This window comes from Stenotrophomonas sp. PS02301 (genome assembly GCF_029959485.1).
GTDB lineage: Bacteria > Pseudomonadota > Gammaproteobacteria > Xanthomonadales > Xanthomonadaceae > Stenotrophomonas > Stenotrophomonas maltophilia_Z.
The window spans coordinates 1-12,039 of sequence record NZ_JASCOO010000027.1; the positions used below are offsets into that span (position 1 = coordinate 1).

The window sequence follows — 12,039 nt, forward strand, 5'->3', positions numbered from 1 at the left end:
CGATTGCATTTCCTGACAGGCGTTCCGGCACGCCACGGTGCGCACTACCTCGGTAGTGCCGGCCGCTGGCCGGCACCGCGTGATTCACGCCTGCGCCAACCACGCCACCACGCCACGCCCGGCGCGCAGCCCGCTGGCATAGCAGGCGGTCAGCAGATAGCCGCCGGTCGGCGCTTCCCAGTCCAGCATCTCGCCGGCACAGAAGGTGCCCGGGCGCCCGCGCAGCATCAGCTGCGTATCCAGCGCTTCCAGGCGCACGCCGCCGGCGGTGCTGATCACTTCATCGATCGGGCGCGGGTGCTGCAGGGCCAGCGGCAGGCGCTTGAGCGCATGCGCGATCTGGTCCAGCGGCAATTGCCCGGCCTCGCGACCCAGTACCTCGAACAGCAGCGCGGATTTGACCCCGCCCAGGCCCAGCTGGCGGCGCAGGACCTCGCCGAAACTTCGGCCCTGGCGTGGCTTGCCCAGTTTCTCCGCTACCTGCGCTTCGGTCTGGCCCGGCAGCAGGTCCAGCTGCAGGGTCACCTGGCCGTCGCGGGCCAGGCCGTCGCGCAGATCGGCCGACAGCGCGTAGATCAGGCTGCCTTCGATGCCGGTCGCGGTGATCACGCATTCGCCCTGCAGCGAGCGCGCTTCACCCTGCAGGTCGGTCCAGTGCGCCACCACCGGCTTGAGCGGGGCACCCGCCTGGCGCTCGCTGAAGTAGGGCGTCCAGCCGATGTCGAAGCCACAGTTGGCCGGCTTCAGCGGGGCGATGTCGATGCCGCTGGCGGTCATCGGCGCTACCCACGCACCATCCGAGCCCAGCTCCGGCCAACTGCCACCGCCGAGCGCGAACACCACCGCATCGGCCGTGATCGTGGTCGTGCCCTCGGGGGTCTCAAAGCGCAGTGCGCCCGCGTCATCCCAGCCAGTCCAGCGGTGCTGCACGTGGAAGCGCACCCCCTGTTCCTTCAGCCGGCGCACCCAGCCGCGCAACAGCGGGGCGGCCTTGCGGTCGACCGGGAACACACGTCCCGAACTACCCACATAGGTGTCCACCCCGAACGCCAGCGCCCAGGCACGCAGCGCCTCGCCATCGAAATCGGCCAACCAGCCGCCCACTGCCTCCGCGCGCTCGCGGTAGCGCGAGACGAACACCTCACGCGCATCGGAGTGGGTCAGGTTGAGGCCGCCTTTGCCGGCGATCAGGAACTTGCGCCCGGGCGATCCCTTGGCTTCGTACAGATCGACCGTGTGGCCGGCAGCGCGCACGGTTTCCGCCGCCATCAGGCCGGAGGGGCCGCCGCCGATGATCGCGACCCGGCGTGGGGTGTTCACGGCAATGCTCATGCAGGCAGGATCAACGCGGCTTGACGTCGAGCAGTTCAACATCGAACACCAGCGAGGCGTTCGGCGCGATCGGGCCGGCACCCCGTGCGCCGTAACCATACTCGGCCGGAATCATCAGGGTGCGCTTGCCGCCGACCTTCATGCCGGCAAAGCCTTCGTCCCAACCCTTGATGACCTGGCCCTGGCCGAGGTTGAAGGTGAAGGGCTCGCCGCGGTCGACCGAGCTGTCGAACTTGTCGCCATGCTTGTCGGCGGTGCGCTCGTCGTAGATCCACCCGGTGTAATGCACGGTGACCTTGCTGCCGGGCGTAGCCTCGGCGCCGGTGCCCGGCTGGGTGTCGATCTTCTCGAACTGCGCGATGCTGCCACCGGGCGGCGGGCCGGGCGGGGTGCAGGCAGCCAGCAGCGACAACATCAGGGGGGCGAGCAGGTAACGCGGCAGACGGCGCATGGGCGGCTCCGGATCCAAAAAACGGGGACGCAAGGGTAGCGCATCGCCGGGCGCTATCATGGGCGCATGTCGAAACTGCTGCTCAACCTGCGCAATGTCGCGGACGATGAAATCCAGGATGTCACCGCCCTGCTGGACAAGGCGGGCATCGCCCACTACCGCACCGAGCCCAGCCCCTGGGGGATCTCCTTTGGCGGGATCTGGGTCCGCGATGACGCCGATCACCCCCGGGCCAAGGCGCTGATGGCCGAGTACCAGCAGGCACGCGGCGAGCGCGTCCGCGGTGAGCGTGAGGCCGCGCTGCGCGAAGGCACGGCCGAAACCTTCGGCAGCCTGATCCGGCGGCGCCCGGTGTTCGTGGTGGCGGTGCTGCTCGGCATGGCCGTCGCGACCGCGCTGGTGCTGCTGCCGTTCGTGCTGCTGCGCGGCTGATTCCCGGGCGGGTCAGGCGTAGCGCCTGCCCAGCGGCTAAAATGACGGGATGATCGCCAATACCGCCGCCTACCACTTCACCCCCGTCGCCGACCCGGACGCGCTGTGCGCGACCCTGCTGGAACGGGCGAGCGCCGCGCAGCTGCGCGGCACGATCCTGGTGGCGGGCGAGGGCATCAACCTGTTCCTGGCCGGCGCCGAGCCGCAGATCGACGGCTTCTACGCCGCCCTGCGCGCCGATGCGCGGTTTGCCGGGCTGCGGGTGAAGACCAGCTACAGCCAGATGCAGCCGTTCGCCAGGCTCAAGGCCAAGGTCAAGCCGGAGATCATCAGTTTCCGCATCGACGACGGCCAGCCGCTGGCCTACCCGCGCGCGCCCTCGATCGATCCGGCCACGGTGCAGCGCTGGCTGCGCCAGGGGCACGACGACGCCGGCAAGCCGGTGGTGATGCTGGACACCCGCAATACCCAGGAAATCGAGTACGGCACCTTTCAGCACGCACTGGTGCTGCCGATCACCAAGTTCACCGATCTGCCCGAGGCCCTGGCCCCGCACCGCGAAGCGCTCAAGGACAGCACCGTGGTCAGCTTCTGCACCGGCGGCATCCGCTGCGAGAAGGCGGCGCTGTGGATGCGCAACGATGGCATGGACAACGTCCTGCAGCTGGACGGCGGCATCCTGGGCTATTTCGAGGCCGTAGGCGGTGAGGGGTATGACGGCCGCTGCTTCGTCTTCGACGAGCGCGTGGCGCTGGATGCGGCCCTGCAGCCGCTGGTCGATCAGGACGCCGGCGCCGCCTGAGCCGTCTTCACGGCCCTGATTGTCCTGAATGGTCGCGAGACGGAAATCAGCGTCTTGCCACCTGCGCCTTGTGGGCGGTGGCAAACCGGCCGGACAGCCCCATCTCAGTGGGATATCTCCTGGTTGGAACGAGCATTCATGATGCAGCTGTCGATTCTTGATCTGGCGCCGGTCTGCGAAGGCAGCGACACCACGCAGGCCTTCGCCAACATGCTGGACCTGGCCCAGCACGCCGAAGGTTGGGGCTTCCACCGCTATTGGCTGGCCGAGCACCACAACATGCCCGGCATCGCCAGCGCCGCCACCGCGGTGCTGATCGGTCATGTGGCTGGGGGCACCAAGCGCATCCGCGTCGGTGCCGGCGGCATCATGCTGCCCAATCACTCGCCGCTGCAGGTGGCCGAGCAGTTCGGCACGCTGGCCTCGCTGTACCCGGACCGCATCGACCTCGGCCTGGGCCGCGCGCCCGGCACCGACCAGCCGACCGCCCGCGCACTGCGCCGTTACTTCGACAGCGCCGACCAGTTCCCGCAGGACGTGCGTGAGCTGCTGCATTACTTCGAGCCGGCCCAGAAGGGCCAGGCCGTGCGCGCCGTGCCCGGTGCGGGCATCCCGGTGCCGGTGTGGCTGCTGGGCTCCAGTCTGTTCAGTGCGCGGCTGTCGGCGGCGATGGGCCTGCCGTTCGCCTTCGCCTCCCACTTTGCGCCGGACGCGATGGATGAAGCGCTGGCGGTCTACCGCCGCGAATTCCGTGCCTCGCAGTATCTGCAGGCGCCATACGCGGTGCTGGGCTTGAACGTGGTCGCCAGCGATTCCGAAGCCGAGGCCAAGCGCTTGTTCACCACCCAGCAGCAGAGCTTCGTCAATCTTCGCCGTGGCCTGCCCGGCCTGATCCCGCCGCCGATCGACGACATCGAAGCGTTCTGGCAGCCGCACGAAAAAGCCGGGGTGCAGAGCGCGTTGGCCTGTGCGGTGGTCGGTGACGTGCAGCAGGTGCAGGAAGGCCTCGCCGCGTTCGTGGCGCGACACAAGCCGGATGAAGTGCTGGTCACCGCCAATATCTACGACCACGCCGCGCGCAAGCGCTCGTTCGGGCTGGCGATGCAGGCATGGCGCGCACTGCAGATCTGAGGCTGGCGCGGCGTGCGAAGAAGGCGTGACCGCGCGGTTCACGTCGTCGTAGCTGCCGATCGGCTGTGATGGTGGCTCCCCTTACAGGAGCCACCCCATGGCCGAGCACGATCGTCAGCAACACATCAAACAACTGGCCGAGCTGATCCGCGGTGTGGACATCGCGATGTTCACCACGGTCGGTGCGGACGGACGCTTGTTCAGTCGTCCGCTGGGCACGCAGGAAGTCGAATTCGATGGCGACCTGTGGTTCGCCACCGGGGCCGACAGCCCGAAGATCGCGGAAATCACCGCCAACCCGCGCGTCAACGTGGCCTACGCGTCGCCGTCGGGCAATACCTATGTCTCGGTCTCGGGTACCGCGCGGGTGGTCAATGACCGCGCCAAGATCGACGAACTCTGGTCGCCGGCAATGAAGATCTTCTTCCCCGGCGGCAAGGACGACCCGAACCTGCGCCTGATCCATGTCAGCGCCGAATCGGCCGAGTACTGGGATGGCCCGGGCGGCCTGCTGGGCAAGGCGCTGTATTTCGTGCTGTCGGCGGTGACCGATGATCCGGGCGCGATGTCCGACACCGGCACGGTGGATCTCAAGCCCGGCGCGTAACCGGGTTCACAGGGCCGGCCTTGCGCCGGCCATTGTTGTGCTGAAGCCGGCCGCGGGGTCGGCTTTTTTCATGGCGCGTCGCGTGCCGGGGTGTGCCGGCGTCAGCCGAACCAGCGCTGGAACAGATCCACCGTATAGCCCACCAGCTGCCCCGAACTGACGCCGAAGAACAGCACGGCGGCGACCGCGCCGATCCAGTTGAGCAGCATCAGCACGCCATCGCGTTCCAGCAGTGCCAACGCGAACAGCAGCAGCTGGAAGCCGAACAGATAATTGGTGAGCGGGATCGGCAGCGACAGCAGCACGCCGATCAGGATCAGCAGCAGCCCGGTGAACGCATGCGCAGGCAGCGGTACCAGCAGGCCGGGCATCCGCGGCTTGAGCAGGCGGTCCAGCCGCCGCAGCGGACGGTCGATCCGCTCCAGGAACCGATGCATGGTGCCGCGCTTGGGTCCGCGGTTGCGGATGAAGCCGGGCAGCCAGGGGCGGCGCATGCCGCACAGCATCTGCGCGCCGATCAGCACCACCAGCGGTCCACTGACTGCACCGCCCAGCCCGGGGATCGGGATGAAGGCCGGCAGGATCGCCACGAACAGGAACACACCAAACGCGCTCTGCTGCAGATCCTGCAGGATCTGGCCGAGCAGCAGCCGTTGCTCCGGGTCACCGTGGTCGAACATCGCCAGCAGGGTACGGATACCCTCGTTGCGGTACTGCGGCCGCGTCGGGTCCGGCGGCGTCGGCTCAGCCGGTGATGTCATCGGTTTCGTCTTCGCTCAGGGTGCGCAGCAGCAGCTTGTCGACACGGGCACCGTCGAGATCGACGATCTCGATGCGCCAGCCGGCCCAATCGAAGTACTCGCCCGCATGCGGGATGCGGCCGAAATAGTGGATGCACATGCCGGCCAGCGTGTAGTAGTCGCCATCGTCGGCATCGGGCAGCTCGGCGTTGCCCATCAGTTCGCGCAGGTCTTCGATGGAGAGCGAGCCATCGACCAGGAACGAGCCGTCCTCACGGGTCACGACCAACGCGTCCTCGTCCACGTTCTCCACCGACTGCAGGCGGCCGACCACCGCGCCCATCAGGTCGCTGATGGTGACCAGGCCCTGGATTTCGCCGTATTCGTCCACCACCAGCGCCATCGACTGCTGTTCCTCGCGGAAGATCTCCAGCAGCTTCATCGCATGGGTGGATTCGGAGACGTACAGTGGCTCGCGCAGGTTCTGGAACAGCGAATGGTCATCGCGCACCAGGCGCGTCACCAGGCTCTTGACCTCCAGCACACCGACGATGTCCTGATCGTTGCCGCGGAACACCGGGTAACGCGAGAATTCGTTCTCGCGCATGGTCCCGATGTTCTTCTCCGGCTCGGCCAGTGTGTCCAGCCAGGCGATCCGGTTGCGCGGGGTCATCAGGCTGTCGGCGGTGCGGTCGCCCAGGCGCATGACGCGGTTCATCATGTCGCGCTCATGGGCGTCGATCACGCCGGCCTCGTGGCTCTCGGCCACCAGCATGCGGATCTCCTCTTCCGTCACCGAGGCCGATTCGTCCTTGCCCAGGCCCAGCACGCGCAGCACCAGCCGGGTCGAGTGGGACAACAGCCAGACGCCGGGCGCGGCAATCCTCGCCAGCCAGCTCATGGGCAGCGCCACCAGGCCGGCGATGTCCTCCGAACGGGTCAGCGCCAGCCGCTTGGGCACCAGTTCGCCGAAGATCAGCGTCAGGAAGGTGATCAGGGCAACGGCCAGGGTCTTGCCGACCACGCCGGAATAGGCGAACGCCGGGAACATGCCCTGCAGCCACTCGGCGATGGTCAGGCCGATCGCCTCGCCACCGAACAGGCCGGTCAGGATGCCGATCAGGGTGATCCCGATCTGGACCGTGGACAGGAAGTTCTCGGGCTTCTCGGAGAGCGCCAGGGCACGCTCGGCGCGCTTGCTGGAACCAGCCATCTGCTTCAGCCGGCTCTTGCGCGAGGTCATGACCGACATCTCGGACATGGCGAAGAAACCGTTCAGCAGGATCAGGGCGAGGACAATAATCAGTTCAAACACGGGCGGCTTCCCCGGTTGGTGGCAGGGAGGGCGTGTTCAAGCGATGTCGGCTACCGGAGGGCGCGTAAGCGCGGCGGTGCGGCGGGGGGTAAGGGTCGTCGTCCATAGAGTGCACCCGAAGGTGCCCGCGCATCTTAACAAAAGGCCGGGGCAGGGGTGCAAACAGAGTCGTTCAGACGGGGCCGTCCCGGCGTGAAGAAGGGGGGGAGTACCCGGAACAGACATCAAACCGTCATAATTCCGCCCGGTGCCGTCCTTCCTCGACGGCGAATAGGTTTCTCAATGTTCTCTCTGCAGACCATTTTTGGCTCCGGCAAACAGTTCTATACCCTGCTGGACGAGGCTGCCCAGGCCGCCCAGGACAGTTCCAAGGCGCTGCACTCCATGCTGCGCGAAGCGGACCGCCAGCCGGCCCTGGACGCCTTCAAGCTGGCCCGCCTGCGCGAGCGCGCGGCCTCGGACAAGATCAGCCAGGCGCTGGTCGACAGCTTCATGACCCCGATCGAGCGCGAAGACATCGAAGCGCTGGGCTCGGCGCTTTACAAGATTCCCAAGCAGATCGAGAAGTTCGCCGATCGCTACTCGCTGGCCACCCAGCATCTGGAACACATCGATTTCGCGCCGCGCGCGGCGATGCTGGAACAGGCTGCCAGCGTGGTGGTGGAGATGGTCAATGACCTGCGCCACATGAACCTGGACCGGATGACCGCGCTCAACGAGAAGCTGCGTTCGCTGGAAAACGAAGCCGACCGCCTGATGCTGGAGCTGTACCGCGACATCTACTCCGGCCGCCTGGACAGCCTGCAGATGTTCCTGCTCAAGGAATTCTTCGAGATCCTGGAAAAGGCCATCGATCGTTGCCGCGAGGCCGGCGTGGTGGCGTACCAGATCGTCTTGAAGAACAGCTGACGGACGCCACAGCATGCTGACCCTTGTCCTGGTGGTGATCCTGGCCGCGCTCGTTTTCGAGTTCATCAACGGCTTCCACGACACCGCCAACTCCATCGCCACCGTGGTGGCGACCAAAGTGCTCTCGCCCGGCTGGGCGGTGATGCTCGCCGCGTTCATGAACTTGATCGGCGCGCTGACCGGCACCGCCGTCGCGCTGACCATCGCTTCGGGCCTGCTCAACACCAACGTGGTCGATGTGACCCCGCAGGTGATCCTGTGTGCGCTGCTGGGCGGCATCATCTGGAACCTGATCACGTGGTGGAAGGGGCTGCCATCCTCGTCCTCGCACGCCCTGATCGGCGGCCTGTGCGGCGCCGGCCTGGCCGCTGCCCACAACAACTGGGATGCCCTGATCTGGTCCGAGCGGATCGGCACCTGGGCCCAGAACAAGGGCCTGCTGTGGAAGGTGTTCCTGCCGATGATCACCTCGCCGATCGCCGGCTTCCTGCTCGGCATCGCGGTGATGCTGCTGCTGTGGGGCATGATCGCGGGCATGGCGAAGATCGGTGGCTTCCTGGGCCGTCTGGCCCGCCCGCGCATCGTCAACGCGTTCTTCGGCAAGGCCCAGATCGTGTCGGCGGCCTACATGGGCTTTGCCCACGGCCACAACGATGCGCAGAAGACCATGGGCATCATCGCCATGACCCTGATCGGTGCCGAGGCAACCGGTGCGCTGAACGACCTGCCGTCCTGGCTGGCCTTCATGCACCCGGACGCGACCGCCGGTGACGGCATCGCGATGTGGATCGTGCTGACCTGCGCCGTGGTGATGGCCGCCGGTACCGCCTCGGGCGGCTGGAAGATCATCAAGACGCTGGGCCACAAGATGGTCAAGCTGCACCCGATCCACGGCTTCGCCGCGGAAACGAGCTCGGCCACGATCCTGACCGTGGCAGCGCACTTCGGCATGCCGGTCTCGACCACCCACAGCATCTCCACCGCGATCATGGGCGTGGGCTTCGCCAAGAACCCGCGTTCGCTGCGCTTCGGCGTGATCGAGCGCATCGTGTGGGCCTGGATCCTGACGATCCCGGCTGCCGGCGGGTGTGCGTACCTGATCCTGCGTCTGTTCGAACTGTTCGGCTGGGCCTGATCGGTCCATGCGGTTCAACATCGAAAAGCCCGCCGGAAGGCGGGCTTTTTCGTGGGCAAGGCGGATGCCGAGGCCGAACTTGCCGGAGGCGTTTCCGGGCACGGTCACCCCGCCGCTGCGCTGCCTGGCCCCTGCCACTCCCGTGCCAGCAGCCCATACACGGCCGAATCGGATACCTCGCCGGCGACCCGCCAGCGCTCCCGCAGCAGCCCCTCGCGCTGGAAGCCGAGCCGCGCCAGCACCTTTGCCGAGGGGGCGTTGCGCGGGTCGATCTCCGCTTCCAGACGCCGCACGCGCAGCACGTCGAACAGGTACGCCACGAACCGTGACAACGCCTCGTGCATGTAGCCCTTGCGCTGTGCCGACGGGGCAAGGTGATAGCCGATCTCCGCGCGCCTGGCGGTTTCGTCGATCGCGAACACCACTACGATGCCCAGCAGCGGCCCGTCCGCACGTTCACGGATCGCCAGTTTGAGCTGCGTGCCGGCATCGATCGCGGCCAGATCGTCGAGGATCTGCACGTAGGCCTGTTTGAGGTCGGTCCACGCCGGATGGTTCCAGTAGCGCATCACCGCACGGTCGGCCTGGATCGCAAACAACGCCTGGGCGTCTGTCGCGCGGATGGGCGCCAACACCAGGCGTGCGGTTTCCAGCGTCAGGGTCGGGTCGAACGGCATGCGGGTTCCTGCGGTGGCGGCACGCGCCACGGTAGCCGCTCCCGTGACGCATCGCCATGCCAAGTCGGTCAGGCAAGAAAAAACCCGCCGGGAGGCGGGTTTTTCCCGTGTCACAACCGGTCGGTCAGACCTCCAGTGAAGCCAGGTCGCCCTTCTTTTCCAGCCAGCCCTTGCGGTCGCTGGCGCGCTTCTTGGCCAGCAGCATGTCCATCAGCGAATGGGTCTGCTCGCCGTCATCGATGGTCAGCTGCACCAGGCGGCGCGTGTCGGGATGGATGGTGGACTCACGCAGCTGCTGCGGGTTCATTTCACCCAGGCCCTTGAAGCGGGTCACGCTGATCTGGCCCTTGATCTTCTCGCGCTCGATCTTGTCCAGCATCGTGCGCTTCTCTTCCTCGTCCAGGGCGTAGAACACCTGCTTGCCCACGTCGACACGGAACAGCGGCGGCATCGCCACGAACACGTGGCCGGCATCCACCAGCGCCGGGAAATGCTTGAGGAACAGCGCGGTCAGCAGGGTCGCGATGTGCAGGCCGTCCGAGTCGGCGTCGGCCAGGATGACGACCTTGCCGTAACGCAGCCCGGCGATGTCGTCCTTGCCCGGGTCGCAGCCGATCGCGATGGCCAGGTTGTGGACTTCTTCGGAGGCCAGCACGCTGCCCGAGGACACTTCCCAGGTGTTGAGGATCTTGCCGCGCAGCGGCAGGATCGCCTGGAAGTCCTTGTCACGGGCCTGCTTGGCGCTGCCACCGGCGGAGTCGCCTTCGACCAGGAACAGCTCGGTGCGCGACAGGTCCTGGCTGATGCAGTCGGCCAGCTTGCCGGGCAGGGCAGGGCCCTGGGTGACCTTCTTGCGGGTCACCAGCTTCTCGGTCTTCAAACGCGCACTGGCGCGCTCGATCGCCAGCTGCGCGATCTGCTCGCCCAATGCGACGTTCTGGTTGAGCAGCAGGCTGAAGGCATCGTGCGCGGCGCCTTCGACGAACCCGGCGGCCTGGCGCGAGGACAGGCGTTCCTTGGTCTGGCCGCTGAACTGCGGGTCGGTCATCTTCAGCGACAGCACGAACGACACGCGGTCCCAGACATCTTCCGGGGCCAGCTTGACGCCGCGCGGCAGCAGGTTGCGGAAGTCGCAGAACTCGCGCAGCGCCTCGGTCAGGCCGGTGCGCAGGCCGTTGGCGTGGGTGCCGTGCTGGGCGGTCGGGATCAGGTTGACGTAGCTTTCCTGGACCAGCTCGCCTTCGGGAATCCAGGCCAGGGCCCAGTCCACGATCTCGTTTTCTTTCTTGAGGTGACCCACGAACAGGTCGGCCGGCAGCATCTCGCGCTCGCCGAGTTCGGCCTTGAGGTAATCGCTCAGGCCATCTTCGTAGTACCAGGTGTCCTGCTCGCCGGTGGCTTCATCGAGAAGCTTCACGGTCAGGCCCGGGCACAGCACGGCCTTGGCGCGCAGCAGGTGACGCAGCGCACGCAGGTTGTACTTGGGCGTATCGAAGTACTTCGGGTCGGCCCAGAAGCGCACGCGGGTACCGGTGTTCTTCTTGCCGACACTGCCGACCACTTCCAGCGGGGTGGCGCGGTCGCCGTTGCGGAAGGTGATGCGGTGTTCGCTCCCCTCGCGCTTGATGTGCACTTCCACCAGGGTGGACAACGCGTTGACCACGCTGACGCCAACGCCATGCAGGCCGCCGGAGAAGGTGTAGTTCTTGTTGTTGAACTTGCCGCCCGCGTGCAGGCGGGTCAGGATCAGTTCGACGCCGGGGATCTTCTCCTCGGGGTGGATGTCCACGGGCATGCCGCGGCCGTCATCGCTGACTTCGCAGCTGCCGTCCTTGAACAGCGTGACTTCGACCGTGTGGGCGTGTCCGGCCAAGGCTTCGTCGACGGCATTGTCGATGACTTCCTGCGCCAGATGGTTCGGGCGCGCGGTGTCGGTGTACATGCCGGGGCGGCGCTTGACCGGGTCCAGGCCGGACAGGACTTCAATATCGGCGGCGTTATAGCGGGCGTTCATCTGTCTTCATAAAGCGCAATGCGACGGCGAAGTTTGCGGTCTGGACGGGTTTTTTGCACGCCACACGTTCAGGGGGCGGCCGACCGGGGCGCGATAGACTGTGCTGGATGGGAAACCGGAGCCTCCGGCGCCCCATTCCATGCCATACCGCGAGGAGCACCCCATGAAGAAGTTGCTGACCATCGTTGCCATCGCCGCCGCCGTGGTGGCCGTGCCCATGGCACTGGCCCAGAACGCCGGACAGGGCCAGCCCACGCCGCAGCAGGGCGAACAGGCCGACAAGGCCCAGGCGGAAGCGGACGCCAAGGCCAAGCGCCGCGCCGCCGCGACGGCCGAAATGAAGGCCAAGGGCGAGCAGGCCCCGCAGAAGGAAGAAGAGGAAGAAGCGCGGAAGAAGCGATAAGCGCTTCGCGCTGACGCTTCCCCACGGTTTGCGCGGCAAACCGTGGGCCCCGCTCACCCTCTCCTCCACATCCCCGCGCCTGTCGGCGCGC

The 12,039-nt window shown here is 66.8% G+C and carries 13 protein-coding genes; 7 read left to right on the plus strand and 6 right to left on the minus strand.

Going from position 1 to position 12,039, the window contains the following annotated elements:
• Positions 1-84: 84 nt before the first annotated feature.
• Together QMX81_RS09055 and QMX81_RS09060 are read right to left on the minus strand one after the other, a co-directional pair.
• A complete protein-coding gene (locus QMX81_RS09055) occupies positions 85-1,332 on the minus strand; it encodes a TIGR03862 family flavoprotein (protein WP_282260770.1) in 1,248 nt (415 codons plus the stop codon).
• A 10-nt stretch (positions 1,333-1,342) separates the two neighbouring features.
• Positions 1,343-1,783, minus strand: a complete 441-nt coding sequence (locus QMX81_RS09060; RefSeq protein ID WP_152151496.1) for an FKBP-type peptidyl-prolyl cis-trans isomerase — start codon at positions 1,781-1,783, stop codon at positions 1,343-1,345.
• Between the two features lie 66 nt (positions 1,784-1,849).
• On the opposite strand from QMX81_RS09060, the gene QMX81_RS09065 reads away from it, so the two are divergent.
• The 4 genes from QMX81_RS09065 (at position 1,850) to QMX81_RS09080 (ending at position 4,755) form a co-directional block, all read left to right on the plus strand.
• On the plus strand, positions 1,850-2,215 hold the full coding sequence (locus tag QMX81_RS09065; RefSeq protein ID WP_121041731.1) for a DUF6164 family protein: 366 nt from the start codon (positions 1,850-1,852) through the stop codon (positions 2,213-2,215).
• Between the two features lie 49 nt (positions 2,216-2,264).
• Positions 2,265-3,017: a sulfurtransferase gene (locus tag QMX81_RS09070; RefSeq protein ID WP_282260775.1), complete on the plus strand. Its 753-nt coding sequence runs from the start codon at positions 2,265-2,267 to the stop codon at positions 3,015-3,017.
• A 138-nt stretch (positions 3,018-3,155) separates the two neighbouring features.
• Positions 3,156-4,148, plus strand: a complete 993-nt coding sequence (locus QMX81_RS09075) for an LLM class flavin-dependent oxidoreductase (protein ID WP_121041735.1) — start codon at positions 3,156-3,158, stop codon at positions 4,146-4,148.
• Between the two features lie 97 nt (positions 4,149-4,245).
• Positions 4,246-4,755 (plus strand): pyridoxamine 5'-phosphate oxidase family protein, encoded by a 510-nt coding sequence (locus QMX81_RS09080; protein ID WP_121041737.1) that lies wholly within the window; start codon positions 4,246-4,248, stop codon positions 4,753-4,755.
• 101 nt (positions 4,756-4,856) lie between these two features.
• On the opposite strand, the gene QMX81_RS09085 is transcribed toward QMX81_RS09080, so the two are convergent.
• Complete coding sequence (locus tag QMX81_RS09085; RefSeq protein WP_121041739.1) at positions 4,857-5,516, minus strand: exopolysaccharide biosynthesis protein; 660 nt, start codon at positions 5,514-5,516, stop codon at positions 4,857-4,859.
• Positions 5,500-6,810 carry a hemolysin family protein gene (locus tag QMX81_RS09090; RefSeq protein ID WP_121041741.1) on the minus strand — a complete coding sequence of 437 codons (1,311 nt, stop codon included), beginning with the start codon at positions 6,808-6,810 and terminating at the stop codon, positions 5,500-5,502. The genes QMX81_RS09085 and QMX81_RS09090 overlap by 17 nt, the downstream gene beginning before the upstream one ends.
• A 282-nt stretch (positions 6,811-7,092) precedes the next feature.
• On the opposite strand from QMX81_RS09090, the gene QMX81_RS09095 reads away from it, so the two are divergent.
• Together QMX81_RS09095 and QMX81_RS09100 are read left to right on the plus strand one after the other, a co-directional pair.
• Positions 7,093-7,719, plus strand: a complete 627-nt coding sequence (locus QMX81_RS09095; RefSeq protein ID WP_121041743.1) for a DUF47 family protein — start codon at positions 7,093-7,095, stop codon at positions 7,717-7,719.
• 13 nt (positions 7,720-7,732) lie between these two features.
• The gene (locus QMX81_RS09100) at positions 7,733-8,854 is read left to right on the plus strand and encodes an inorganic phosphate transporter (RefSeq protein WP_121041745.1); all 1,122 of its coding nucleotides are present in this window, start codon (positions 7,733-7,735) and stop codon (positions 8,852-8,854) included.
• A 104-nt stretch (positions 8,855-8,958) separates the two neighbouring features.
• Here the strand turns inward: QMX81_RS09100 and QMX81_RS09105 are convergent, their stop codons facing one another.
• Together QMX81_RS09105 and parE are read right to left on the minus strand one after the other, a co-directional pair.
• Positions 8,959-9,531 (minus strand): GNAT family protein, encoded by a 573-nt coding sequence (locus QMX81_RS09105; protein WP_282260784.1) that lies wholly within the window; start codon positions 9,529-9,531, stop codon positions 8,959-8,961.
• A gap of 124 nt (positions 9,532-9,655) precedes the next feature.
• The gene (gene parE, locus QMX81_RS09110) at positions 9,656-11,545 is read right to left on the minus strand and encodes a DNA topoisomerase IV subunit B (protein ID WP_121041749.1); all 1,890 of its coding nucleotides are present in this window, start codon (positions 11,543-11,545) and stop codon (positions 9,656-9,658) included.
• A 163-nt stretch (positions 11,546-11,708) separates the two neighbouring features.
• Here parE and QMX81_RS09115 point away from each other — a divergent pair, with 163 nt between their 5' ends.
• Entirely contained in the window at positions 11,709-11,948 is a 240-nt protein-coding gene (locus QMX81_RS09115; RefSeq protein ID WP_088433184.1) for a hypothetical protein, read from the plus strand.
• Positions 11,949-12,039 lie beyond the last annotated feature (91 nt).